Origin of the sequence: Flavobacterium branchiicola (assembly GCF_018383905.1) — a bacterium.
GTDB classification, from domain to species: Bacteria; Bacteroidota; Bacteroidia; order Flavobacteriales; family Flavobacteriaceae; genus Flavobacterium; species Flavobacterium branchiicola.
The window spans coordinates 98,514-123,614 of sequence record NZ_JAGYWA010000010.1; the positions used below are offsets into that span (position 1 = coordinate 98,514).

The window sequence follows — 25,101 nt, forward strand, 5'->3', positions numbered from 1 at the left end:
CTAAGAAGTCTAAAAATCTAAACATTCTAAAAATCTAATTTATAATGAATACATTACAAGCTATCGTTCTTGCCATTATTGAAGGAATTACAGAATTCTTACCTGTTTCTTCAACCGGACACATGATTATTGCCTCTTCATTCTTCGGAATTGCGCATGAAGATTTCACTAAACTTTTTACCATTGTTATTCAGCTTGGTGCAATACTTTCGGTTGTAATTTTATATTTCAAACGTTTCTTTCAATCCTTAGATTTTTATTTTAAACTTTTAGTTGCTTTTATTCCAGCTGTAGTTTTAGGATTATTATTAAGTGATTTTATTGATGGTCTATTAGAAAATCCGGTTACGGTTGCTATCTCTCTTTTAATTGGAGGTGTGATTTTATTAAAAGTTGACGAATGGTTTAATAACCCAAATACTCCGGAAACTTCTCAGGAAATCTCCTATTTACAAGCTTTTAAAATTGGTTTATTTCAATGTATCGCTATGATACCGGGAGTTTCTAGAAGTGGCGCAAGTATCGTGGGCGGAATGTCTCAAAAATTATCCAGAACCACTGCCGCTGAGTTTTCATTCTTTTTAGCGGTTCCGACTATGTTTGGAGCAACAGCAAAAAAATGTTACGATTATTACAAATCAGGTTTTGAATTATCTCATGACCAAATCAATATTCTTGTTATTGGAAATGTTGTTGCCTTTATTGTAGCGCTTTTAGCTATTAAAACCTTCATTGGTTTTTTAACTAAACACGGCTTTAAAGTTTTTGGTTATTACCGAATCATTGCCGGAATCATTTTATTATTGATTCACTTTTTAATTCATCCTCTTACGATTATATAATGACACCCGAAGAATATTTAGAAGGACAAGTTTTACTGATTGACAAACCTTTAAAATGGAGTTCATTTCAGGCTGTTAATAAATTAAAATACCTTTTAATTAATAAAGTCGGACTTCCAAAAAAGTTCAAAATTGGTCACGCGGGAACTTTAGATCCTTTGGCTACAGGACTTTTATTAATCTGTACTGGAAAATTTACTAAAAGAATTTCTGAACTTCAGGGTCAGGCAAAAGAATATACCGGGACTTTTTATATTGGAGCCACTACTCCATCGTATGATCTGGAAACCGAAATTGATCAAACGTTCCCAACAGAACATATTGACGATGCTTTGATTCACGAAACAGTGAAACAATTTTTAGGCGAGATTGATCAAAAACCACCTATTTTCTCTGCTATTAAAAAAGATGGTGTTCGTTTGTACGAGCATGCACGTGCCGGAGAAACTGTAGAAATTGCAAGCAGAAAAACTACCATTCACGAATTTGAAATTACCCGAATAGCATTACCTGAAATAGATTTTAGAGTAGTTTGTTCTAAAGGAACTTATATTCGTTCCCTCGCTTTTGATTTTGGAAAAGCAATGAATAGCGGTTCACATTTAACTGTTTTACGCCGAACTAAGATTGGTGAATACGACGTTAAAAACGCTATCGATATTACATTATTTGAAGAAAGCTTAAACGCATAAAAAAAAGCACATTACTAAATGAAGTAATGTGCCTGGCTCTTAAATAAAGTACAGTTGCTCCATACTTATTCTCAATTAATAGTGAGGCACATTTTTCCCTCCAAATAAAAATGTAGAAAAGAAATCATAGAATCTTTCGAATAACTTTTTCATAATAGTGTATTTTTTAATTGTTAAACATTAAATAAACACCAATAAAAAGAGTAAATCAGAAAGTTAATAATAGAAGTGGGATTCTTTTACTAAGATACAAAAATTTGTGTGAACAAAAAATTTTAGACTTATTTTCTAAGACAGCATTTTATTAATTATCAACACGTTATCAACAGTTCATTACAGATATTTAGTACCAAAAATAACACTACAAACTGTTGTACTTGATATTTTCCATAATCTCGATCAGCTCTTCCTGAACCGAAATTCCTTTGTCAGCAAGATACCATAATTGCAAATCGGTTTTGATTTTTTCATCAATTGGTCCGACTTCTCTTTTATGTTTCGCCATTAATTCTGTTGCACCTTTTGGTCTTGGTCCCCAATCTGCTCGCACAATTCCGGCTTCTTTGCAAACTATAATTACTTTGGGAATTGCTCTTCCGCCATTTGTGAGATAATGATCCATTAACTCCTCATTTTCATCGCGAAATACAATTCGAAGATCTATTTTTTTATCCGAGGCCAAAGCCATTTTGTTTAAAATTGGAAGAATTTGTGCCGCATCTCCGCACCAGCCTTCAGAAATAACCAGCCAGATATAATGATGGTCTAAATTTTGAAGTTTTGAAATTACGTTTTCAGAAATGGTGATCGTTTTTTCTAAGCGATTCATTCTGGCTTCGTTTAATTTAGAATAATTGGTCAGACTTTCCGATTGTTCGTTTCCTGTTGATTTCCCTTCCAACAATAAATCGGTTACTATTTTTCTATATTCAGCATAAGAATGACTATTGAACAATGCTTTGGCTATGAAGCTTTTCATATTTTGTTTCTTTTTGATTCTATCAAATTTAATGAATTTTAGATGACGTGATTATGACTTTTATCACATTTGAATGAAAACCCGCTAAAATTCTTTGAGAAATTAATTTCAAAGTCCAATTAATTTTTCCTAAACACTATTTTAAAAAATCAGAATATGTCTATATTTGCACAAATTAACGCAACACACACATGAAATATAAAAGAATTCTTCTAAAACTTAGTGGTGAAGCCCTGATGGGTGATTTACAATATGGTATTGACCCAAAAAGATTAGCCGAATATGCAGATGAAATTAAGCAAATTCACAGTAAAGGAGTAGAAATTGCCATTGTAATTGGAGGAGGAAATATATTTAGAGGCGTTGCTGGTGCAAGTGCCGGAATGGACAGAGTTCAGGGTGATTATATGGGAATGCTTGCCACTGTAATAAACGGAATGGCATTACAAGGCGCTCTTGAAGATAAAGGAATGAAAACACGTCTTCAAACAGCTTTAAAAATGGAATCTATTGCTGAACCTTATATTAAAAGAAGAGCAGATCGCCACCTTGAAAAAGGAAGAATTGTAATTTTTGGTGCCGGAACCGGAAATCCATATTTTACAACTGACACTGCTGCCGTTTTAAGAGGAATCGAAATCAATGCTGATGTTATCCTTAAAGGAACAAGAGTGGATGGTGTTTATGATTCTGATCCTGAAAAAAATGCCTCGGCTGTAAAATTCGACTTCATCTCTTTTGATGATGTTCTAAAAAAAGGATTAAATGTAATGGACACAACTGCTTTTACATTAAGCCAGGAAAACAAATTACCAATCGTAGTTTTTGATATGAATAAAATCGGAAACCTTTTGAAAATTTGTGACGGTGAAAACATCGGAACTGTCGTAAGTATCTAGACTACTTAGATTGTTAGATCTTTAGACAATTCAACTCCCTAAATTTCAATAATCTCAAAAAATAAATTATATTAGTTAGTAAATTAGAAGATTATCTTTTTAAATTTTAAAAAACCAATCTTCTGAAAATCTAAAAATCTAAACAAAATGACTGAAGAAATAGATTTCATATTAGAAAGTACTGAAGAATCAATGAATGGTTCGATTGCGCATTTAGAGAAAGAATTTCTAAATATTCGTGCAGGAAAAGCTTCTCCGGCTATGCTAGGGAGTGTTTTTGTTGATTACTACGGATCTGCAACACCACTTTCTCAGGTTTCTAAAATTAGCGTACCAGATGCAAGAACAATTACTTTACAACCGTTTGAAAAAAATATGTTGTCTGTAATCGAAAAAGCAATTATGGTTGCAAACATTGGTTTTAACCCAATGAACAACGGAGACGTTATTATCATTAGCGTACCACCATTAACAGAAGAGCGTCGTCGTGATTTGGCAAAACAAGCAAAATCTGAAGCTGAAGATGCTAAAATCGGTATTCGTAATGTTCGTAAAGATGCCAATACTGATATTAAAAAATTAGAAAAAGAAGGAACATCTGAAGACATTTGCAAATCTGCAGAAGAAGAAGTTCAGAACCTGACAAATACTTATATCAAGAAAATTGATGAATTATTGGCTGCAAAAGAGGCTGAAATCATGAAAGTATAATTATTTGTAACATAAAATAAAAATCCGTTTGGTTAAATTGTACCAGACGGATTTTTTTATTCTTATTTTTGCCATACGAAAATCACATACTTTTCGTTTTGAAACTATACCATTCTGTATGAAGCTATTTTGTTTATTGACTTTGTTTTTTACGCTTAGCATTCAGGCGCAATTTCAAATAAACGGAATCGTGACGGATCCGAATAACAAACCGCTACCTTTCGCTACTATAACTACTTCGGATAGCAATAACACTATTACAGATGTCGATGGGAAATTCGTTTTTCAAACGCCTTCAAAAACCATAACTTTTGCCGTTTCTTATATTGGTTTTCAAACCAAAATCATTACAACAACCGAGAATAAAAATTTTTACGCTATTTCTCTTTCTCAAAAAACAGATGATTTAAAAGAGGTCGTTGTTTCTAATGAAAATCCGGCATTAACGATTATAAAGAAAGTTATAGCGGCCAAAAACAAAAACAATCCGCAAAAAAAACTAAGCAGTTTTGAATACAAAACATATAACAAACTTATTGTAACTGCCAATCCTGACTCAATCGACGGCAGAATTGATTCATCTGCAGCCTATAAAGATTTCAACAAAAGGGAAATTAATATCGATTCATCTGGTTATAAGTTCAAAGAAATAATCAGTAAACAGCATTTATTTCAAACAGAAAAAGTTTCACAATACCAGTTTGGCAACAACAAACTAAAAGAAACTATTCTGGGCACCAAAATGGCCGGTTTTAAACAACCGGTTTATGAAATTATTGCATTTAGCCTGCAATCTATTTCGGTTTATGATTCGAAATACGAATTGTTAGAAACCAAACACCAAAGCCCTATTACAAATAATGCACCTGCTGATTACAGTTATAAACTTCTTGATACTGTTTCAATAAAAGGCCGTGATACGTATATGATTTACTTTAAAAACAAAAACAGAAGAAAATCAAATGGTCTTGAAGGTGTCTTGTATATCGATCAGGAAAATTTTGCTGTAGCCAAAGCTGTAATGCGTATTAAAGGCGTTTTGGATATAAGTGGTATTCATGAATTTAATTATGTTCCTGAAGAAAAAATCTGGTTCCAGAGCAATACTACATTCAAGATTGTAAAAGGAAAAAATGATGATGACATTAAGATTTTGGGCGGAACAATTCAGTTTGACGGAGATGCGGAAGCAGATTATGAACCCAGAAAAAAAGTAGCTTCAGATTTCACCTATTTACTTTCGGAGAGTAATAATTTTGATATTCACTACAACACAAATCCGCTTATAAAAAATCCATCGCTTTATATTGAAATTAAAGATGATGCCAGCAAGAAACCGGAAAGCTTCTGGAATGAGTACAGAAAAGACAGTTTAGATCTTAAGGGTCAGAAAACATACCAATTAATAGACAGCTTGTCTTTGAGTAAAAGAATTGAAAAACGATTAGGTTTAGGTCGAAAAATCATAAATGGATACCTTCCGCTTGGACCAATTGATCTTGATTTAAAAAAAATAATCAGTTATAATAATTACGAAGGCTTTCGCTTAGGTCTTGGCGGAATCACAAACGACCGTTTTTCTAAAAATTTCCGCTTAGAAGGATATGGGGCTTACGGAACAAAAGATGGTGCTTTTAAATATAATTTTGGCTCAGGGGTTTTATTAAACAAAAATTCTAACACCTGGCTGAATGCTTCTTACACAGATGATGTTCGGGAGATTGCGAGTACTTTATTTGCGGTTGACAAACGTGTTTTTAAAATTTATGATCCGCGCCCAATCAACATTAGTACTTTCTATAAGTACATTAGTTGGAAAACCAATGTACAGACTAAAATTATTCCGAAAACTGAAGCTGTCTTTGAGCTGGCAAGAACGTATGTAGAACCTAAATTTGATTATCTTTTTAATTACAATGGGCAATTGTATTCAAGTTATGTTATGACAACTGCAATGGCATCAATTGTTTGGGCGCCTTTTAGTGATTTTATGCAAACGCCAACCGGAAGATCTGAAACAGATAAAAGATTCCCAAGGTTTACGTTCCAGTATACACAGTCGCTGCCAAATGTTTTAGGAAACGATTTCACCTTTAGTAAAATAGATTTCAAAACTGAATATGAAAAAAAATACCTAAACGGTCAAAAAACAAGTTTACTATTACAGGGAGGTTATGCTATGGGCGATGTGCCAATTACGCATTTGTACAATACAATGCCAAATAACTTAAATAAAGAAACTGTTATTCAGCGTATTACTTTTGCCGGAAGAAACAGTTTTGAAACCATGTTTTTTAATGAGTTCTTCTCAAGCCAATATGTATTTTTTCAGATTAAACATGGATTTGACCGAATTAAAATCATGAGAAAAGTACGTCCGTCATTGGTTTTAGTAACCAGAATGGCGTGGGGAAATATGGAAAATCCTGAACAGCATGTTGGTCCGGAATACAAAACCTTAGACAAAGGCTTTTTTGAGTCAGGAGTTGAACTAAATAAAATCTTTAAAGGTTTTGGTTTGGGTGGATTTTACCGTTATGGGCCAAATCAATTAATGAAGTTTGAAGATAATATTGCCGTTAAGATTTCTTATGTACTTGATCTGGGTTTGTAAAATTCCAATACCTTTTTAAATTCCAAATTTTAAATCCCAAATTCCAATCTGATCTTTGAATGTAAAAACTTTGACAAAGTTCCACACCATTATTTTCCAATAATAACAAAAAGCAAAATCCCAAACTCCAACAAGCATTTGGAATTTGGGATTTTTGTATTTGAAATTTTAAAAGTTTTATGGTTTCAAAATCAAAACTGAAGGTGTATTATTCAGCCATGTACTTTGCGAATCAATTAGTTTTTTCCAGCTGTCTAAACTAATAATCATAAGATCCTGATTCTCCAAAAATTCTTTTTTAATCGTTCTGTCATGCATAATCATGATATGATTTGGTGCAATCTGCTCAATTGAGCGAATAGTTTCCTGAATATCACGGGTATTTTTTACTTCTCCGCTTGCATCCAAAACTGTAATCTGCGAACCATTATTATTAATTAACTTTTTAGCATAATCAATTAAAAAAGCATCTTCTTTACTAAAAACAGGCATGAAGATCTGGTTTACTTCTTCTAAATCTTTATCAATAAAAATTCCGACCGGCATTTTTGCTTTTGCGATAATATGACGCGTTCTTTCATCAAAAGGTGAATTCTCGAACAAACCTTCTTTCCCGGTAAACTTGTCAATTAAACGATCCGGATTTACAATTCGGGTGGTGAATCCTAAAACTTTTCCTAAAAGCGTTCCATCAAAAATAGATTGTCCCAGACCAACTAATAACAAATCGTATTCTCCTTGATTTGCCGAGTCAATGATTTCTGTATCAATATCGGTTGTTACCTTAAAAACACTTAACATATTTTGATTTAAAAGATGTGATTCCTCGATCACCGGAACCAACATTTTGCGTTCATGGTCTTTTACATCAAACGAATGTATTTCGGTACTTAAAGACAAATGCATTGCTGTAACAATAGAATTATCTCCTTGTTTCTTAACCAGACTATTGGCAAGTTTAAGCAATTTTTTTCCTCTTTCGGGAGTAGCAAACGTAAACAGAATTTTGTATTTACTTTTATTTCCAATTTCCTGAGGCACTTCTGTTTCTTTGTCTTTAAAAATATAACCAATAAAATCTAAAGCCGGACCAGTCATAAACGTTGTCAATAAAGCCATAATTACCATCATGGTAAAAATCTCTGTAGACAAAACGCCCAAATCGTAACCAATATTCAAAACAACAAGCTCCATTAAACCTCTTGTGTTCATTAAAGCACCAATTGCTAAACTATCTTTCCAGCTTTGTCCAACAAATTTAGCAGCCAATGCACTACCAAAGAATTTACCCGCAACTGCAACAGCAATGATTAATCCTGTAATTTTCCATAAATAAGGATCATTAAGTAAACCAATTTGTGTACGTAATCCAGTAAAAACAAAGAATAAAGGAAGCAATACGATTATAGAAACATCTTCAACTTTTTCAATAAAAATATTTCTGAATTTATTGTTTTCCGGCATAATTGCTCCAGCTAAGAAAGCTCCGAATAAAGCGTGAATCCCGATTAACTCAGCAGCATAAGCCGAAATTAAAAGTGTAATAAAGAAAATTGCCACAACAGGTTTGTTCAGACTTTCTCTTGTTGAGTTTAAATCTCCGACACGTTTCAGGAACGGACGAACAATTTTCAGCATTATAATTACATATAAAATTGCCAAACCAATAACGTATAATGAACTCGTAAAAGATCCTGCTTTTACAATTGCAATTACAACCGCCAAAATACACCAGGCCGTAATATCATCTGCCGCAGCACAAGTTATGGCTATGGTTCCTAATTTTGTTTTTTGCATTCCTCTTTCCTGAACAATTCTGGCCAAAACCGGAAATGCAGTAATACTCATGGCGATTCCCATAAACAATCCGAAAGAAGAAAACTCAACACCAATTGGTGCGAAAGTATGATAAATGAAATAAGCCAATGTTAACCCTAAAGCAAACGGAATAACAATACTGGCGTGACTAATAACAACGGCATCGTGCGCTTTATTTTTTAGTACTTTAAGATCCAGTTCCATTCCAATCACAAACATGAAAAGAATCAAACCAATCTGACTTAAAAACTGAAGATTCCCTAAAGATGCTGCCGGGAATAAAGCCGCAGAAAATTCCGGAAAATACATTCCGACTAAAGAGGGCCCTAAAACAATACCGGCAATCATTTCTCCAATTACCGATGGCTGCCCTATTTTTCTAAAAAACCATCCAAACAAACGCGCTACCAAAATAATAGTCACAATTTGCGCTAATAAAATAGCCAGTGGATGCTGTAAATTTTCGACCATTGAATGTAGAAAATCATTCCAATGATTGGTTTCTATTTGTTTCTTAACAATATTACGTCCTACTTCTAATCCGGCACCTTTGGAAATTACCCAATATATCAGTGCAGTAAATCCACCGATAATTGTTACGTAAAATAAAGAGTTTTTAATGTTATTCATAACTCGTTCTTTTGATTTATTGGCGCAAATATCAGAACTGAAATTTAAGTGAAAAAGTAAATTTCCTGCTAATTTTCAATCTATGTAACAAGTGGGAAAAACTTTGTAATAAGTTATAATTTCACCTTTTTCAAAAAGTCAGAACGATAGGTTTCACTTAAAATTAAAGTCACATTTTTGACATTTTCTTCTGTATGATGCAGTACAATTTCGTTGTGATTAAAGAATTTAATTGCTTTTACAGAAATGATTTCCTTTTTGTTTATACGGCAAAAATCGGCTTCGGGAAGTTCTTTTAAAAGTGTATCGAATTTCACATTTTTCAAGTTCATAAAACTTCCGTCAGAAAGTAAAACAGATTTATCGCGACTGTCACCAAGAGCCGTTTTTATGTACTGAATCTTATTAAAATACAATAAGGTCTTTCCTTTGTCTGTGTTTAACTGTATAAATTTTTTAGCTGCATCCGGTTTTTCAAAACGTTCAACTGCTTTTGAAATTGCTTTTTGCAAACGTTCCAGTTTTACCGGTTTTGTAATATAATCTACCGCATCTATATTAAAAGCCTCGGCAGCATATTCTTTATAAGCCGTACAAAAAATCACAAGTTTTCCTTGCAATGTTTCGGCAAGATGAAGCCCGTCAATTCCTGGCATTTCGATATCTGAAATTAGCAGATCAAAATCCAGCGAAGGAATATCAGACAAAAGTTTCTCAGGATTATTATACGTTTTTACAATTTCCAATTCAGGAATTTGCTCGCAAAGCATTTTTAGGTATGTTAATCCCGGAAGCTCATCGTCCAGAAGCAAGCATTTCAGTTTTGTATTCAAGGAGATCAATTTTTAGATGGGCAATATAAACATCGTTTTCAATAAACTTATCTAGTCTAAAATTATTCTTATAAATGATGCGCAGTCGATGTTCCAGCGTAGCATGACCAAAACCGCTTCGTTCCTTTTTTAAAACTTTTTTATCGGACATTTTATTAGAAACTGTCATAAAAAAAGCATTGTCTTTAAATTCGAAAACAACCGAAATAAAAGCATCGGCACTTTGAAGATCGGCGTGTTTAAATGCATTTTCAATTAAATCAATCGAAATCAATGGTGCCAGCAAAGGCTGATCATACAATTTATCTTCCTGATTAATATTCGTTTTAATCTTAAGTTCAAAAAGCGGGCTGATTTTTATTTTGTTGATTTCGATTAAATTCAAAGCAAAATCAATTTCTTCTTTGGCAGTAACAAATTTCTTTTTGCTTTCGTATAAAATATAATCCAGAACGTTGGCTAATTTATCTAAAGCAAAATAGGTCTGATAAGCGTGTGACTGAATCGAGTTTAAAATATTCTTAAACAAATGCGGATTAAGTTTCGACTCTAAGTTCTCTAACTGCAAATCGTTTACTTTTGATTCTAAAGCATAAAAACTTTGTTCTGCATTATCTTTTGCTTTTCTGGCTTGCATTAATAAATAAACCATAAAGCCTATTATAACAACAAGCAACAAGAGAATGATTAAAAAGATTAAAGTTGTAGTATTGTTTTCCTGCATAGTGTTTATTTTTTCTGCCAAAGGTTTCACAGATTATTATAGATCAAACTCTTTGTAATCATTTTAACCTGTGTGTCTCTATTTTTTTAATGGAAACAAATTAAATTCTGAAATTAACTGCAAATATGAGAAAAGCTACTGATTCTATAATCAAAAATAAGAAAATTATCACAACAGAAAAGTCTTCAAATTTGTGTTAACATTAAGTAAAATACAATCGATTGTTTATGATTTTGAGCACTTTTCACTACATTTGCAACCATTTTTAAAGATTTTATGAAAAACACTATTCAAGTTGGTTTTTGGGAAAAATTGGCCCGAATTATACTTAAAAACCGAATTACACTTTTGATTGTTGTCGCAGCATTAACGATTTTCCTTGGTTACCAATGGAAGAATCTTTCTATGACGTATACCGAAGCTAATTTACTGCCTAAAAACCATATCGCAAACAAAGATTACCAAAAATTCCTGGATAAATTTGGTGAGGAAGGAAATCTGATTGTAATTGGTTTTCAGGACCCAAAGTTTTTCACACCAAAAAACTATGCCGCCTGGAATGAATTAATGACAGGTTTAAAAAAATCTAAAGAGGTCGATTTAGTCGTTTCTCTAAACGATTTAAAGAAACTGGAAAAAGATACTGTAAATGAAAAATTTGTACTTTCTCCTTTTATCGATCAAAGTAAAGCGGTTGATCCAGAATATTTAAAGAAAATACAATACGATTTATTTCATAATTTACCATTTTATGAAGGATTGCTGTTTAATAAAGAAAGCGGCAGTATTCGTTCTGCGGTTTACATGAATAAAGCACTTGTAAACACACCTGAAAGAAAAACGTTTATACTTGAAAATCTGGTTCCGAAAATCGATAAATTCGAAAAAACAACCGGAATTGATCTTCGTGTTTCGGGAATGCCATACATTAGAACGATCAATGCTGATAACATGAAAGGTGAAATCGGGCTTTTTATTGGCGCGGCTTTGCTTACAGTTTCTTTGATTTTCTTTTTCTTTTTCCGTTCGTTCAGAGCAACATTCATTTCAATCTGTATTTTGATTGTTGGTGTTATCTGGTCTTTCGGAACGTTAGGATTATTTCATTATAAAATCACGATTTTAACGGCGATTATTCCGCCATTAATTATCGTAATCGGAATCACGAATTGTATTTTCCTGATTAATAAATACCAACAGGAAATTAAACTACATAACAATCAGGCAAAAGCTCTACAGCGTGTTATTTCAAAAATTGGAGTTTCGACTTTAATGACCAATTTAACCACTGCAATAGGTTTTGCAACTTTCATGATTACCGGAAATGATTTGCTTTTTGAATTTGGTCTGGTAACTTCTATCAATGTAATTTCTGTGTATTTATTGACACTTTTAATCGTGCCGATTATATACAGTTTTATGTCGCTTCCAAAAGAAAAACACTTATATCACTTAACTAAAACTTACATTTCTACTTTGTTGGATTTTGTTGAAAATGTAGTTAAAAACAAGCGTAAAGTCATTTATATCATTTACGGTCTATTTTTGATTTTTAGTGTAATTGGAGTTTCTCAAATGAAAGTTTCAGGAAGTTTGATTGGTGAAATGCCAAAAAGCGCTTCTTTCTTTAAAGACATTTTATTCTACGAAAAAGAATTTAACGGCGTAATGCCATTGGAAATCATGATTGACACCAAAAAGAAAAAAGGTGTTATGAAAGCTTCGACCATTCGTAAAATGGATGAATTGCAAAATACAATTGCTGAATTACCTGAATTGGCAAAACCAGTTTCGGTTGTAAATTTGGTTAAATATTCTAAACAAGCTTTCTACAACGGAAACCCTGAATATTATCAATTACCAACTTCACAGGAACAGACTTTTATTTTGAGTTATGCTAAAAACGCAACGAAAAACAGCAAAGAAAACCTGATGAAAGCTTATGTTGATTCAACCGGACAATACGCGAGAATCACCACTTTCATGAAAGATATAGGAACGGATGAAATGGCGAAAGTGGAGAAAAAACTGCACACTAAAATTGATGAAATTTTCCCAAAAGACCGTTATGAAGTAACTGTTACAGGAAAAGCATTAGTGTTTCAGAAAGGAACTTCGTACTTGGTTGACAACTTAATCGAATCATTGATTTTTGCGATTCTGGTTATTGCCGCTTTGATGCTTTATTTATTCAGATCATTCAAAATGGTTTTTGCATCGGTAATCACCAATATCTTACCGCTATGTATTACTTCGGGATTAATGGGTTATTTTGGAATTCCGTTAAAACCTTCAACGATTTTAGTATTTAGTATTGCATTTGGAATTTCGGTGGATAATGCGATTCAGTTTATGGCAAAATACCGTCATGATTTATTGCAAAGTGGAAAAGTTAAAAAATCTGTTTTCAGTGCTTTAAGAGAAACCGGAATCAGTACTTTTTATACTTCAGTCGTTTTGATTTTAGGTTTTGCAACTTTTACGCTTTCAAGTTTTAGCGGAACAATTGCATTGGGGGGGTTAATTTCATGTACCTTGGCATTTGCTATGTTTGCTAACTTAGTTGTATTACCTTCTTTGGTTTTAACTTTTGAAAAGAAAAAAGCTAAGAAAGAGGATTTGGAGAATTTAGATAAATAAGTTTTTTTGCCACGAATTGGCACGAATTAAAAATACAGATCTTTGTCAAAGTTTAAAACTTTGACAAAGATTAACACACCGTTTGTCATTCCGAGAAACGAGGAATCACACTCGAAACTCGACAAAGATTGGCGAATTTCTTTGCGGAATTACTAGTACGATTCCTCGTTTCTCGGAATAACAAAAAGAGAAAAAAGCTTCTTTTGAAAACGAGTGCCCTAGCCCTGATAGAAGCGACATCCTTTCTGTTTTTTCTTTAAAAATAGAAAGATATAGCGGATAGCAGGAAACAGCTTCAAAAATTAATTATTATCGATTATATTTGCAGTTGTTCAAAACGAATATTATTTAATATCAATTATATATAAAAATGAGACACACAAAGGTTAAAGACTTATTAAACAGTACGACGACGCTACAGGAAGTGAATGCAAAAGGATGGGTGAGAACTTTTAGAAATAATCAGTTCATCGCGCTTAATGACGGTTCTACAATTAATAATATTCAATGTGTTGTTGATTTTGAAAATACACCGGAAGAGACTTTAAAAAGAATCACGACCGGAGCTGCGGTTTCTGTAATTGGAACTTTGGTTGAAAGTAAAGGTGCTGGTCAGAAATACGAAATTCAGGTAAACAAATTGGAGATTCTTGGAGATTCTGACGCGGAGAAATTCCCAATGCAGCCTAAAAAACACTCTTTAGAATTTTTACGTGAAAATGCTCACTTGCGTGTACGTACAAATGCTTTTGGTGCAATTATGCGTGTGCGTTCGGTATTGTCTTATGCAGTTCATAAATATTTTCAGGATAAAGGTTTTGTGTATGTAAACACGCCAATTATCACTGGAGCTGATGCTGAAGGTGCTGGAGAAATGTTTCAGGTAACTTCTTTGCCACTTGATAATTTGCCAAAAAATGAAGAAGGAAACATTGATTTCAAAAAAGATTTCTTTGGGAAACATACGAACTTAACGGTTTCTGGACAATTAGAAGGAGAAACTTTTGCAATGGCTTTGGGGCAGATTTATACTTTTGGACCAACGTTTAGAGCAGAAAACTCAAACACTTCTCGTCACCTGGCAGAATTCTGGATGATCGAGCCTGAAGTTGCTTTCAATGATCTTGATGACAACATGGATTTGGCTGAAGATTTTATTCAGTATGTGATTAAATATGCTTTAGAAAACTGTAAGGATGATTTAAAATTCTTAGAAGGAAGACTTCTTGAAGAAGAAAAATCAAAACCACAGGCAGAAAGAAGCGAAATGAGTTTGTTAGACAAATTGAACTTCGTTTTAGAAAACAACTTCAAACGTGTTTCTTATACTGAGGCAATTGATATTTTAAGAGATTCAACTCCAAATAAAAAGAAGAAATTTCAATATATCATTAACGAATGGGGAGCTGATTTACAATCAGAGCACGAGCGTTATTTAGTGGAAAAACACTTTAAATGTCCGGTAATTTTGTTTGATTACCCGGCAAACATCAAAGCGTTTTACATGCGTTTGAATGACAACACAGAACCAGGAAGAGAAACCGTTCGTGCAATGGATATCCTTTTCCCAGGAATTGGAGAAATCGTTGGTGGCTCTGAAAGAGAAGAGCGTTACGATGTTTTGGTTGAAAAAATGAAAGCTTTAGAAATCGACGAAGAAGAATTATACTGGTACTTAGATACAAGAAGATTCGGTTCTGCGACACACGCAGGTTTCGGTTTAGGATTTGAGCGTTTAGTATTGTTTGTTACAGGAATGACAAACATTAGAGACGTAATTCCTTTCCCAAGAACTCCTGGAAGTGCAGAATTTTAATCTGAGGTTCTAAGGTACTGAGGTACTAAGATTCTAAGGTTTAAAATATAAATGAAATAATTTTTACGCGAATTTAATTCGCCAATATAAGATACTTAGTGCCTTTGCGCCTTAGTACCTTAGCACCTTTTTATATGCTAAAGCAATTTTTAAATTTAAAATTATCCCAAAAATTATCTCCACAGCAAATACAGCTGATGAAGTTAATTCAATTGCCTACGCAAGCTTTTGAACAGCGTTTATTGGAAGAAATGAACGAAAATCCGGCCTTAGAAGCTGGAAAAGAAGACGAATACGAAGCTGATGAATTTGCCAATGAAGACTACGACGATTATGATGATGCAGAATCTGACAGAATTGAAGCAGATGACATTAACATTGACGAATATCTAAGCGACGACGATACGCCTGATTACAAAACTCAGGTAAATAATTATAGTGAAGACGAAGAACGCGAAACACCATTTGCTTCGCCAATTAGTTTTCATCAGGATTTAATCAATCAGCTGAATACTTTTATTTTGAATGATGAAGAACGCGAAATCGCGGAATTCCTTGTTGGAAGTATTGATGATATGGGTTACATCCGCAGAAGTATTCCGGATATTGTAGACGACATGGCTTTTACACAAGGTATTTATACCGATGAAGCTATGGTCGAAAAAATGATGACGGTAATTCATGAATTGGAACCATCTGGAGTTGGTGCGCGTGACTTACAAGAATGCTTATTATTGCAATTAAAGCATAAAACGCCAACTGAATATGTTGATTTGGCAATTGACATTATCGAGAATCAGTTTGATGCTTTTACGAAGAAACATTACGATAAGTTGCTTCAGAAATATGGTGTTTCAAATGAACAGCTAAAAAAAGCAATTAACGAAATTGAAAGACTGAATCCGAAACCGGGTGGGTCTTACACTGGAAATAACAAAGTAACCGAAAATGTGGTTCCGGATTTTGCCATCAGAATTGTAGATGGTGAACTGGAATTAACTTTAAACGGAAGAAATGCTCCTTCCCTGCACGTTTCTAAAGATTATCAGGAAATGATGCAGACGTATAAAGATTCCCGTGATAAATCGACTGCACAAAAAGATGCGGTTCAGTTTATCAAACAAAAACTGGATTCGGCTAAATGGTTTATCGATGCAATCAGACAACGTCAGGAAACTCTTTTTGTAACTATGAATGCGATTATGCATTATCAGGAAGAATATTTCTTAGATGGCGACGAAACCAAACTAAAACCAATGATCTTAAAAGATATTGCGGATATGGTTGGTTTGGATATTTCGACGATTTCACGTGTTGCCAACAGTAAATATGTTGAAACGCCATACGGAACAAAACTAATTAAAGAATTCTTCTCTGAAGCGATGAAAAATGATCAGGGTGAAGATGTTTCGACTCTGGAAATCAAAAAAATTCTTAAGAATACGATTGAAGAAGAAGATAAAAAGAAACCTTTACCAGACGATCAACTGGCCGAAATCTTAAAAGAAAAAGGTTATCCGATTGCACGAAGAACTATCGCTAAATACCGCGAACAACTTGATATTCCGGTTGCGAGAATGAGAAAGAAGATTTAGGCTTTCTTTTTTTAAACCATATAAGAAATATAAGTTTTTAAATAAAAACCCGACAAATTTAATTCTGTCGGGTTTTTTAATTTATTGCTCCAAATCAAAACACACGATTTCATATTCCGTAGGAATATCTCATCGGTAGAAAAAAAATGTTTTTTTCGTTGTGTCCTGTAGGGACACCTGTTTTAACGGAATTATATATCCGTCTATAAATCAAACGTTCCTACGGAACGAATAACTGAAAACCATATTAATTTTCTACCGATGAAACATTCTTACGGAATGAATAATGTTTTCTAAAAACAAACAAACCCGACAGGTTTTTAAAAACTTGTCGGGTTTAATATAATCTATAAAAATCTATTTATACTGATCTGGTAATATTGTCACATCAAATAAAAAAACCTTCTTTTTATCGCTATAACTATAAATGAGATTATAATCATTATCTCTAAAAACCTGAAGTCCCGGATTTGCTTTGGCAGTACTAATTAAGCTTTTTTGAATTTCATTTTGTATAACATCAACCTCAGCGGTAGCTTTTTCTACATTCAGCAATGTTAAATTATATCGAACCACTCTTTCCTCAGGTAAACTAACACTATCTAAACGAATTCCTTCCTGAATAGTTAATGGGCAATTTTCATTATATTTTCCAATCAATTCTACTACTTCCGTATTAACCTCACTAGCATTTTTAGAAAGATAAAATTGAAAAAAAACTGCTAAAACAATTGCAATTCCAATTACAACTAATAATAAGATATTCTGTTTTCTTCTCTTTTGTTTTTCCTCCATTGTTTATTAAAGCTTAGATAGAACTTAAAATCTATTTTTCCTGAATCTTTTTCATTGCATTATAATACGCTGCACGACTAAGTGGTTCGTACTCTTCGGTTTCACCCAACATAACCAATTTATCATTATCTGTTTTTCTAAAACTATAATTGGCTAAATTTCCAGTTCTGGTACAAACTGCATGTACTTTGGTAACATATTCTGCAGTTGCCATAAGAGCGGGCATTGGTCCGAAAGGATTTCCTTTAAAATCCATATCCAGTCCGGCAACAATTACACGAATTCCCTGATTGGCCAGATCATTGCAAACTGTTACAATTTCGTCATCAAAAAACTGTGCTTCATCAATACCAATTACATCACAGCCTTGTGCCAAAATCAATATATTAGCCGCCGCAGGAACTGGTGTTGAACGAATTTCGTTGGCATCATGAGACACTACCATTTCGTCATGATAACGGGTATCAATAGCGGGTTTAAAAATTTCGACTCTTTGTTTAGCAAATTGAGCGCGTTTTAATCTACGGATCAGCTCTTCGGTTTTACCCGAAAACATTGATCCACAAATAACTTCAATCCAACCAAATTGTTCTTTGTGATTTACTGTATTTTCGAGAAACATTTTGTATTTTTCTGCCTTTAAAAATGAATAGTTTTTATTACTTTGTACTGGTAATAAATCGACGTAAAAATGTGCTGTTTTACATTTTTTCAAAAGTAGAAAATTTTTATCAAATCAGAGTTTAGCAAACGCTTATTAACAGAAATAAAAAAATATCTTTTGGATTTCTTTCAGATTAAAGACATTCAGACATTAAATACACTAAAATACCTTATTCACTATAATTTCAACAGTTATGAAAAAAAAATTGGAAGCCGATTTAATCAGCATTGCACATCGAATTTTAAAGCTTAAAAACAAATCCGATATCAATCAATTATATGCAGAAACACAGAAATTATACGAAAAATTAGCTGTTTTAAAGTTTGTAGAAGAAAATTTCGAGGCCATAAAACCAACTATTGGACAAACTGAAATTAATGCTGAACTGGAAACTATTTTCAACAAAGAAGAAGAAATAGCTCCAGTCGTAACTGAAATTGAATCTCCAATTGCAGAGGAAGTTGTTGCAGAAGAAATCATTGCTGAAGAAACAATTGCTGAAGAAACAATTGCAACTGAAGAAACTAATGAACCTGAAATTTCAGAAGAAACACCGGAAGAAATCACAGAGCCAGTTGTTGAAGAAAAAGAAGAGCCAATAGCGGAACAAACGATAGCTCCAATTGTAACTGAAACTATTGAACCGGAAGCAGAGAAAGAGGTCGAAAAAATCGAAGAATCTTTACACAACATTGGCGAACTTTCGTTTACAACTGTAAATCACGCAAACCCAATTCCGGATTTTAAACCTGCTTTTGAATTAGAAAAAGAGGCTGAAATTACAGACGAAATTAAGGAAGAAACAAAAATTGAAACTTCAAGTAAACCAACTATTCTATTTGAAGATTTTGGAATAAACTATGCCGATGCACAATTTGTAAAAGTAGATAGTTTTGAAGCAGTTTCTCCGGTTTCAACTCCTTCCATAAACGAATTTACAGAAAAGAGAAACATTGAAACTGCTATTCTTGAAACTCCTGCTGCACCAAAAACGGCAACATTAAATGAAAAGCTGGCAAAAGGTTTCCATATTGATTTAAATGACCGAATTGCTTTTACCAAAAACCTTTTCGGAAACAGTACAGAAGATTACAGCCGCGTTTTAAACCAGTTGTTAACTTTTGACACTTACAACGAAGCACAGGATTTTATTGAAAACATGGTAAAACCAGATTATAATAACTGGGAAGGAAAAGACGATTACGCAGAACGTTTTCTTGGAATCATTGAGAAGAAATTCTCATAACATTTCACCTTTCACAGTTTACATTTCAAATTATCACGAATAAAAAATATGTCAAAATTATACATCGTTCCAACGCCAATTGGCAATCTTGAAGACATGACTTTCAGAGCCATTCGGGTTTTGAAAGAAGTCGATTTGATTTTGGCTGAAGACACGCGAACAAGCGGTAAATTGTTGAAGCATTTTGAAATTGGCACGCACATGCACAGTCATCATATGCACAACGAACACAAAACTACCGAAAATCTAATCGCACGTTTAAAAGCCGGCGAAACTATCGCTTTGATTTCCGACGCCGGAACTCCGGCCATTTCAGATCCCGGATTTTTATTGACCCGCGCTTGTGTTGAAAATAAAATTGAAGTAGAATGTCTTCCCGGAGCGACGGCTTTTGTTCCCGCTTTAGTAAACAGTGGACTCCCAAATGACCGCTTTATTTTTGAAGGTTTCCTTCCGGAGAAAAAAGGTCGTCAGACTCGTTTTTTGGCTTTAGCTGAAGAAACCCGAACGATGATTTTATACGTTTCACCACATAAACTCGTTAAAACTTTAAGTGAGTTTATTCAGTATTTTGGAGAAGACAGACAAGTTTGCGTTTCGCGTGAATTATCAAAATTACATGAAGAAAATGTACGCGGAACTGCAAAAGAGGTTTTAGCGCATTTTGAGAAAACAGCTCCAAGAGGAGAAATCGTCGTGGTTGTCGCTGGAAAAACAATAGAGAAAGAAGCCAAAAGAAGTAAATATTCTAAGGACGAAGAAGAATAAAATAATTATTTCAGCCACTCCCGATAGCTATCGGGATTAAATGATTATCACAGATTATAAAAGAAACAAACCACAAATTTCACAAATTTGCACAAATTAAATTAGCGGAAATTTGTGAAATTTGCGATTAAAAAAATCATTGCTATTGTAATATTTAGCAAAAAAAAACCATAATATGAGCATTCAAGCCTTTTTAGAAAAAGTAAAACAAACTCCAACACAAATCACATTTCCAGAAACCATTGCAGTAATTGAAGAAAACTACAACTTTACTCCAACTGCTTTTCAAAATGGAACACAACATAACGCAGCAGGCGAAAATTCAGGTTCTTGCAAATTATTCTCTTTTGCAAAATTGCAGAATTTAAGCAAAGAAGAAACTTTAGCTTGTTTTGGCGCTTTTTATTTTGAAGAAGTTTTAGGTGATCCAAACGGAACCAATCACCAAAACATTAGAAATTTCATCAACTTAGGCTGGGACGGAATTCAGTTTGAAGGAAATGCTCTTGAATTAAAATAATTTTAGATTTCAGTCCCGATAGCTATCGGGATTAGATTCTACACTTTGAACTCGTCAAACTTTGACAAAGTTAAAAACAGAATATTCTGCCACAGATTAAAAGGATTTCAATGATTATTAAAAAAAAATGAACCACAAATTACACAAATTCCCACAAATTAAATTAGCGGAAATTTGTGTAATTTGTGGTTTAAAATAATCCTTTTAACCAGTGGCAAAACAAAAAATTACCCATTTAGATTAAACGATTTCCAAAATCTGAAATCTAAAATCAAAAATCTACAATCAAACAAATGCGCTGGACCTTAAAACCAAAACCTACTAAAGAAAAAATCAAGCATTTGGCACAAGCCTTAAATGTAGAAGATTTTGTAGCAACACTTTTGATACAGCGTGGAATTGAGACTTTTGATGAAGCGAAAAATTTCTTTCGCCCTTCATTAGAACATCTTCATGATCCATATCTTATGAAAGATATGCATAAAGCTGTTGACCGAATCGAAGTTGCTATTGCAAATCAAGAAAACATTTTGGTTTTTGGCGATTATGATGTTGATGGAACAACAGCGGTTTCGTTGGTTTCTTCCTATTTAAAATCACATTATCCTAACATTGCGACTTATATTCCGGATCGCTACGATGAAGGTTACGGAATCTCCTATAAAGGAATTGATTTTGCCGACGATAATGGATTTTCATTAATTATAGCGCTCGATTGCGGTATTAAATCAATTGAACATATCGCCTACGCGAAATCAAAAAATATAGATTTTATTGTTTGTGATCACCACAGACCCGGAGACTCTCTTCCAAATGCGGTTGCTATTTTAGATCCAAAAAGAGACGATTGCTTTTATCCTTACGATGAATTATGCGGCTGCGGCGTTGGTTTTAAACTAATTCAGGCTTTAGGCCGAAATCGAAATGAAACCATCGAAGATTTAGTTCCGTATCTGGATTTAGTTGCCACTGCAATTGCAGCAGATATTGTACCGATCACAGGTGAAAATCGCGTTTTAGCATATTTTGGTTTAAAGGTAATCAACAACGAACCAAGACCCGGAATTAAAGCGCTGGTTCATCAGGTAAAAAAGAAAGTTCTTGATATTACTGATGTTGTTTTTATCATTTCTCCCCGAATTAATGCGGCAGGAAGAATCAAACACGGCAATCATGCTGTTGAGTTATTGACTGAATTTGATTTTGAGCAAGCACAGCAATTTGCATCAGAAATTGAACAATACAACGCTGACAGAAAAGATCTGGATAAAAAAATCACTAAAGAAGCATTTCAGCAAATTTTAGAAAATAACGAACAAGAACGTTTTTCTACTGTAGTTTTTCAGGAAGACTGGCACAAAGGCGTAATTGGAATTGTGGCTTCAAGATTAATTGAAACCTATTATCGTCCGACTTTGGTTTTTACTAAAAGCGGTGATAAATATGCTGCTTCTGCCCGATCTGTAAAAGGATTTGATGTTTACAATGCATTAGATGCCTGTTCCCAACATCTGGAACAATTTGGAGGACATATGTATGCTGCGGGAATGACTTTAAAAGCTGAAAATTATTCGACTTTTAAACAAGCTTTTGAGAAACAAGTTGAAACCACCATTCTACCGGAAATGCGAACTCCGGAAATCGAGATTGATGCTAAAATAAACTTCTCAGATATTACGCCGAAACTTATTCGGATTTTAAAACAATTTGAACCTTTTGGCCCACAAAACATGACGCCGGTTTTTATGACTAAGGATATAAAAGATACCGGTTATGCTAAAACCTTAGGTGCAGAAGAAGAACATTTACGACTGTTTGCAAAACAAGCAAACTCCGACGGAATTGCTGCAATTGGCTTTGGACTTGGAAAAAAACTAGATATAACAAAAAATCAAAATACATTTCAGCTCGCTTATTCTATAGCCGAAAACGAATGGAATGGAACTGTTACAACCCAGCTTATGCTGAAAGACATTAGAACAAATGAAAGATAAATCAAATAAGCCCGATCCTTATCAGGCACTTCGTTATAGAGAATTCAACGTTTTTTTAATATTACGTTTTGCCATGGTTTTTGCCTGGTCGATGCAGTTTATTGTAATCGAATGGGAAGTTTACAGTTTAACGAAAGATCCGCTTTCCTTGGGAATTATTGGTTTAATGGAAGTTATTCCGGCTGTTTCTATGGCTCTTTTTGCTGGACATATTGTGGATCAAAGAGAGAAAAAAGGTTTATTGGTAAAATGCATTCTCGGATTTTCGGTAATTAGCTTTGGTTTATTTCTTCTGACCTGGCCAAAAGTTGTTGGCGGCTGGTCTTCACATTACATTTTATATTCTATTTATACTTTAGTATTTTTTGGTGGTTTGGTTCGCGCCTTTCTTGGGCCAACTATTTTCTCACTTTTATCCTTGATTATCCCTAAAAAAGCATATCCAAATGCGGCAACCTGGAGCAGTTCGGTTTGGCAAATTGGAGCTGTAATGGGCCCCGCTTTAGCTGGATTTTCAATCAACTGGATTGGCGTTCACTGGTCAATGTGTCTGGTTTTTGGATGTTCACTTGTTTCACTAATTGCTTTATCCCAAATCAGCAAAAAACCTATTATAAATCCAAAGATTGGAGAATCAATAAAAGACAGTCTTACAGAAGGTTTGACTTTCGTATTTAAAAACAAAATTGTTTTAGGTGCCTTATCACTTGACATGATTGCGGTGCTTTTTGGAGGCGCAGTAGCACTATTACCGGTTTTTGCACAAGATATTTTAAAAGTAGGTTCTGAAGGATTTGGAATTTTAAGAGCCGCTCCTGCTGTGGGTGCTTTTATTACAATGCTTGTTTCGGCTTATGTACCCTTATACGAAAATGCCGGAAAAAAACTTTTGATCGCCATTTTTGTTTTTGGTTTATCAATCATTTTATTTGGATTCTCGACTTATTTCTGGCTTTCTGTTTTTGCTTTATTTTTAAGCGGATTAGCAGACGGAATTTCTGTAGTAATACGTCAGACTATTTTACAACTTAAAACTCCGGATCACATGCGCGGACGCGTTGGCGCAGTAAATTCAATTTTTGTTGGATCTTCTAACGAACTTGGTGCTTTTGAAAGTGGCGCAACTGCTAAATTAATGGGAGCTGTAACTTCTGTTATTTTTGGAGGAAGTGTTACACTTTTAACCGTTTTAGGTTTTGGATTTATATCGCCTACTTTTAGAAATTTAGATCTGAAAAAAGATATGGACGATCATCAAAAATTAGAATAAATGAAATTGTTTCCAGTTCTTGTATTTTTACTATTATCCCAATTAGGCATTGGGCAAAACCTGTATATCAAAACATACGGAAACGAAAAGAATAAAGCTTTAATTTTTATTCACGGAGGTCCAAGTGGCAATGCCACTTTATTTGAAGGAACGACAGCACAAAAACTGGCAGATTTAGGTTTTTATGTGATTGCTTACGATCGAAGAGGCGAAGGAAGATCTACAGATCCTAATGCAAAATTCACTTATGAGGAAGCTTTTCAGGATTTAAATTCGATTTATAAAAAATATCATTTAAAGAAAGCCATTCTTCTAAGTCATAGTTTTGGAGGTTTGGTTGCTACACTTTACACCAATAAATATCCAAAAAATGTTAGCGCTTTGGTCTTGGCCGGCGCTTTATTTTCGCAACAGGAAACGTACGACCATATTCTAAATACACTCAAGAAAAAGTACAACAACAATCCTGAGCAATTGCAACGAATAAACGTGGTCGAAAATTTAAATAAAAATTCAGCCGAATACCGAAAAGGTTGTTTTGAACTTGCAGGAGAAAATAGCTTCTTTAAAATGCCAAATCCAACCGAAGATTCAAAAAAACTGTATAGTAATTACGAAGCAGGAGAATTTTACAAAACGAATATTCGGAACAAAAATGCACCCCTGCTTTTTTATCAAAATGAAAAGCAAAATAATATCGACAGCAGACCATTATTAAAGAAAATTAAAGCCGCCGGAATCCCCATTTTTGGCATTTATGGTAAAGAAGACGGTGTTTTTTCATCGGCACAAATTGCTTCAATTGAAGCTATAACTGGCAAAAATCACTTTGCTTATATTGACAACTGCTCTCATTATTTATTTGTTGACCAACAAAATGAGTTTTTTGAAAACATGCAAAAGTGGTTTAAATAACTCTATTGAATTCTAAAAGCATTCATCTAATTTTATTCAAAAAACAAACTCACAGAACCCATATAAATAACTGACAATCATTTATTAACGAGATTTTTTAGCATTTTTTTATGTTTTCCTTAATCAAGTATTAATA

At 33.7% G+C, this 25,101-nt stretch carries 20 protein-coding genes; 14 read left to right on the forward strand and 6 right to left on the reverse strand.

The annotated features are described in order from the left end of the window. The first annotated feature begins 44 nt into the window (after nt 1-44). Nucleotides 45-842, forward strand: a complete 798-nt coding sequence (locus KHA98_RS20980; protein WP_213259951.1) for an undecaprenyl-diphosphate phosphatase — start codon at nt 45-47, stop codon at nt 840-842. Further along, nucleotides 842-1,534, forward strand: coding sequence for a tRNA pseudouridine(55) synthase TruB (truB, locus tag KHA98_RS20985; protein WP_213259952.1), 693 nt, complete (start codon nt 842-844; stop codon nt 1,532-1,534). Before KHA98_RS20980 ends, truB begins: the two co-directional genes overlap by 1 nt. Before the next feature lie 361 nt (nt 1,535-1,895). Here truB and KHA98_RS20990 read toward each other — a convergent pair whose 3' ends face one another. Continuing rightward, nucleotides 1,896-2,513 (reverse strand): thioredoxin family protein, encoded by a 618-nt coding sequence (locus KHA98_RS20990; protein WP_213259953.1) that lies wholly within the window; start codon nt 2,511-2,513, stop codon nt 1,896-1,898. Nucleotides 2,514-2,704: 191 nt separating this feature from the next. Between KHA98_RS20990 and pyrH the strand changes: the two genes are divergently transcribed. From pyrH to KHA98_RS21005, 3 genes are all read left to right on the forward strand, one after another. Continuing rightward, nucleotides 2,705-3,412 carry a UMP kinase gene (gene pyrH / locus KHA98_RS20995; protein WP_134151429.1) on the forward strand — a complete coding sequence of 236 codons (708 nt, stop codon included), beginning with the start codon at nt 2,705-2,707 and terminating at the stop codon, nt 3,410-3,412. Nucleotides 3,413-3,559: 147 nt separating this feature from the next. Next, on the forward strand, nt 3,560-4,123 hold the full coding sequence (gene frr / locus KHA98_RS21000; protein WP_213259954.1) for a ribosome recycling factor: 564 nt from the start codon (nt 3,560-3,562) through the stop codon (nt 4,121-4,123). 118 nt (nt 4,124-4,241) lie between these two features. After that, nucleotides 4,242-6,737, forward strand: a complete 2,496-nt coding sequence (locus tag KHA98_RS21005) for a DUF5686 family protein (RefSeq protein ID WP_213259955.1) — start codon at nt 4,242-4,244, stop codon at nt 6,735-6,737. Between the two features lie 177 nt (nt 6,738-6,914). Here KHA98_RS21005 and KHA98_RS21010 read toward each other — a convergent pair whose 3' ends face one another. The 3 genes from KHA98_RS21010 to KHA98_RS21020 all read right to left on the reverse strand — a co-directional run bounded on the left by KHA98_RS21010 (nt 6,915) and on the right by KHA98_RS21020 (nt 10,742). Next, complete coding sequence (locus tag KHA98_RS21010; protein ID WP_213259956.1) at nt 6,915-9,185, reverse strand: cation:proton antiporter; 2,271 nt, start codon at nt 9,183-9,185, stop codon at nt 6,915-6,917. 113 nt (nt 9,186-9,298) lie between these two features. After that, nucleotides 9,299-10,018 (reverse strand): LytR/AlgR family response regulator transcription factor, encoded by a 720-nt coding sequence (locus tag KHA98_RS21015; RefSeq protein WP_213259957.1) that lies wholly within the window; start codon nt 10,016-10,018, stop codon nt 9,299-9,301. Further along, a complete protein-coding gene (locus tag KHA98_RS21020; RefSeq protein WP_213260001.1) occupies nt 9,981-10,742 on the reverse strand; it encodes a sensor histidine kinase in 762 nt (253 codons plus the stop codon). The genes KHA98_RS21015 and KHA98_RS21020 overlap by 38 nt, the downstream gene beginning before the upstream one ends. A gap of 276 nt (nt 10,743-11,018) precedes the next feature. Here KHA98_RS21020 and KHA98_RS21025 point away from each other — a divergent pair, with 276 nt between their 5' ends. From KHA98_RS21025 to rpoN, 3 genes are all read left to right on the forward strand, one after another. Next, nucleotides 11,019-13,382, forward strand: coding sequence for an efflux RND transporter permease subunit (locus KHA98_RS21025; protein WP_213259958.1), 2,364 nt, complete (start codon nt 11,019-11,021; stop codon nt 13,380-13,382). A 370-nt stretch (nt 13,383-13,752) separates the two neighbouring features. Further along, the gene (asnS, locus tag KHA98_RS21030; protein ID WP_213259959.1) at nt 13,753-15,198 is read left to right on the forward strand and encodes an asparagine--tRNA ligase; all 1,446 of its coding nucleotides are present in this window, start codon (nt 13,753-13,755) and stop codon (nt 15,196-15,198) included. A gap of 134 nt (nt 15,199-15,332) precedes the next feature. After that, a complete protein-coding gene (rpoN, locus tag KHA98_RS21035; RefSeq protein ID WP_213259960.1) occupies nt 15,333-16,793 on the forward strand; it encodes an RNA polymerase factor sigma-54 in 1,461 nt (486 codons plus the stop codon). A gap of 357 nt (nt 16,794-17,150) precedes the next feature. On the opposite strand, the gene KHA98_RS21040 is transcribed toward rpoN, so the two are convergent. Both KHA98_RS21040 and KHA98_RS21045 read right to left on the reverse strand, forming a co-directional pair. Then, nucleotides 17,151-17,588 (reverse strand): hypothetical protein, encoded by a 438-nt coding sequence (locus tag KHA98_RS21040; RefSeq protein ID WP_213259961.1) that lies wholly within the window; start codon nt 17,586-17,588, stop codon nt 17,151-17,153. 31 nt (nt 17,589-17,619) lie between these two features. Next, nucleotides 17,620-18,210: a thymidine kinase gene (locus KHA98_RS21045; protein WP_213260002.1), complete on the reverse strand. Its 591-nt coding sequence runs from the start codon at nt 18,208-18,210 to the stop codon at nt 17,620-17,622. 235 nt (nt 18,211-18,445) lie between these two features. Between KHA98_RS21045 and KHA98_RS21050 the strand changes: the two genes are divergently transcribed. The 6 genes from KHA98_RS21050 to KHA98_RS21075 all read left to right on the forward strand — a co-directional run bounded on the left by KHA98_RS21050 (nt 18,446) and on the right by KHA98_RS21075 (nt 24,965). After that, nucleotides 18,446-19,498 carry a hypothetical protein gene (locus tag KHA98_RS21050; protein WP_213259962.1) on the forward strand — a complete coding sequence of 351 codons (1,053 nt, stop codon included), beginning with the start codon at nt 18,446-18,448 and terminating at the stop codon, nt 19,496-19,498. Between the two features lie 48 nt (nt 19,499-19,546). After that, entirely contained in the window at nt 19,547-20,266 is a 720-nt protein-coding gene (gene rsmI / locus KHA98_RS21055) for a 16S rRNA (cytidine(1402)-2'-O)-methyltransferase (protein WP_213259963.1), read from the forward strand. Nucleotides 20,267-20,441: 175 nt separating this feature from the next. Next, on the forward strand, nt 20,442-20,786 hold the full coding sequence (locus tag KHA98_RS21060; RefSeq protein WP_213259964.1) for a HopJ type III effector protein: 345 nt from the start codon (nt 20,442-20,444) through the stop codon (nt 20,784-20,786). Between the two features lie 293 nt (nt 20,787-21,079). Further along, nucleotides 21,080-22,780 (forward strand): single-stranded-DNA-specific exonuclease RecJ, encoded by a 1,701-nt coding sequence (gene recJ, locus KHA98_RS21065; RefSeq protein WP_213259965.1) that lies wholly within the window; start codon nt 21,080-21,082, stop codon nt 22,778-22,780. Then, nucleotides 22,770-24,050: an MFS transporter gene (locus KHA98_RS21070; RefSeq protein ID WP_213259966.1), complete on the forward strand. Its 1,281-nt coding sequence runs from the start codon at nt 22,770-22,772 to the stop codon at nt 24,048-24,050. The genes recJ and KHA98_RS21070 overlap by 11 nt, the downstream gene beginning before the upstream one ends. Then, nucleotides 24,051-24,965: an alpha/beta fold hydrolase gene (locus KHA98_RS21075; RefSeq protein ID WP_213259967.1), complete on the forward strand. Its 915-nt coding sequence runs from the start codon at nt 24,051-24,053 to the stop codon at nt 24,963-24,965. Nucleotides 24,966-25,101: the final 136 nt, after the last annotated feature.

Excerpts from the sequence above, each read along its gene's own strand:
- KHA98_RS21010 (WP_213259956.1), bottom strand. The coding sequence starts at position 9,185 with ATGAATAACATTAAAAACTCTTTATTTTACGTAACAATTATCGGTGGA.
- KHA98_RS20980 (WP_213259951.1), top strand. The coding sequence starts at position 45 with ATGAATACATTACAAGCTATCGTTCTTGCCATTATTGAAGGAATTACA.
- KHA98_RS21075 (WP_213259967.1), top strand. The coding sequence starts at position 24,051 with ATGAAATTGTTTCCAGTTCTTGTATTTTTACTATTATCCCAATTAGGC.
- KHA98_RS21025 (WP_213259958.1), top strand. The coding sequence starts at position 11,019 with ATGAAAAACACTATTCAAGTTGGTTTTTGGGAAAAATTGGCCCGAATT.
- recJ (WP_213259965.1), top strand. The coding sequence starts at position 21,080 with ATGCGCTGGACCTTAAAACCAAAACCTACTAAAGAAAAAATCAAGCAT.
- KHA98_RS21045 (WP_213260002.1), bottom strand. The coding sequence starts at position 18,210 with ATGTTTCTCGAAAATACAGTAAATCACAAAGAACAATTTGGTTGGATT.
- truB (WP_213259952.1), top strand. The coding sequence starts at position 842 with ATGACACCCGAAGAATATTTAGAAGGACAAGTTTTACTGATTGACAAA.
- KHA98_RS21050 (WP_213259962.1), top strand. The coding sequence starts at position 18,446 with ATGAAAAAAAAATTGGAAGCCGATTTAATCAGCATTGCACATCGAATT.
- KHA98_RS21070 (WP_213259966.1), top strand. The coding sequence starts at position 22,770 with ATGAAAGATAAATCAAATAAGCCCGATCCTTATCAGGCACTTCGTTAT.
- KHA98_RS20990 (WP_213259953.1), bottom strand. The coding sequence starts at position 2,513 with ATGAAAAGCTTCATAGCCAAAGCATTGTTCAATAGTCATTCTTATGCT.
- rsmI (WP_213259963.1), top strand. The coding sequence starts at position 19,547 with ATGTCAAAATTATACATCGTTCCAACGCCAATTGGCAATCTTGAAGAC.
- KHA98_RS21040 (WP_213259961.1), bottom strand. The coding sequence starts at position 17,588 with ATGGAGGAAAAACAAAAGAGAAGAAAACAGAATATCTTATTATTAGTT.
- rpoN (WP_213259960.1), top strand. The coding sequence starts at position 15,333 with ATGCTAAAGCAATTTTTAAATTTAAAATTATCCCAAAAATTATCTCCA.
- pyrH (WP_134151429.1), top strand. The coding sequence starts at position 2,705 with ATGAAATATAAAAGAATTCTTCTAAAACTTAGTGGTGAAGCCCTGATG.
- frr (WP_213259954.1), top strand. The coding sequence starts at position 3,560 with ATGACTGAAGAAATAGATTTCATATTAGAAAGTACTGAAGAATCAATG.
- asnS (WP_213259959.1), top strand. The coding sequence starts at position 13,753 with ATGAGACACACAAAGGTTAAAGACTTATTAAACAGTACGACGACGCTA.
- KHA98_RS21060 (WP_213259964.1), top strand. The coding sequence starts at position 20,442 with ATGAGCATTCAAGCCTTTTTAGAAAAAGTAAAACAAACTCCAACACAA.
- KHA98_RS21020 (WP_213260001.1), bottom strand. The coding sequence starts at position 10,742 with ATGCAGGAAAACAATACTACAACTTTAATCTTTTTAATCATTCTCTTG.
- KHA98_RS21005 (WP_213259955.1), top strand. The coding sequence starts at position 4,242 with ATGAAGCTATTTTGTTTATTGACTTTGTTTTTTACGCTTAGCATTCAG.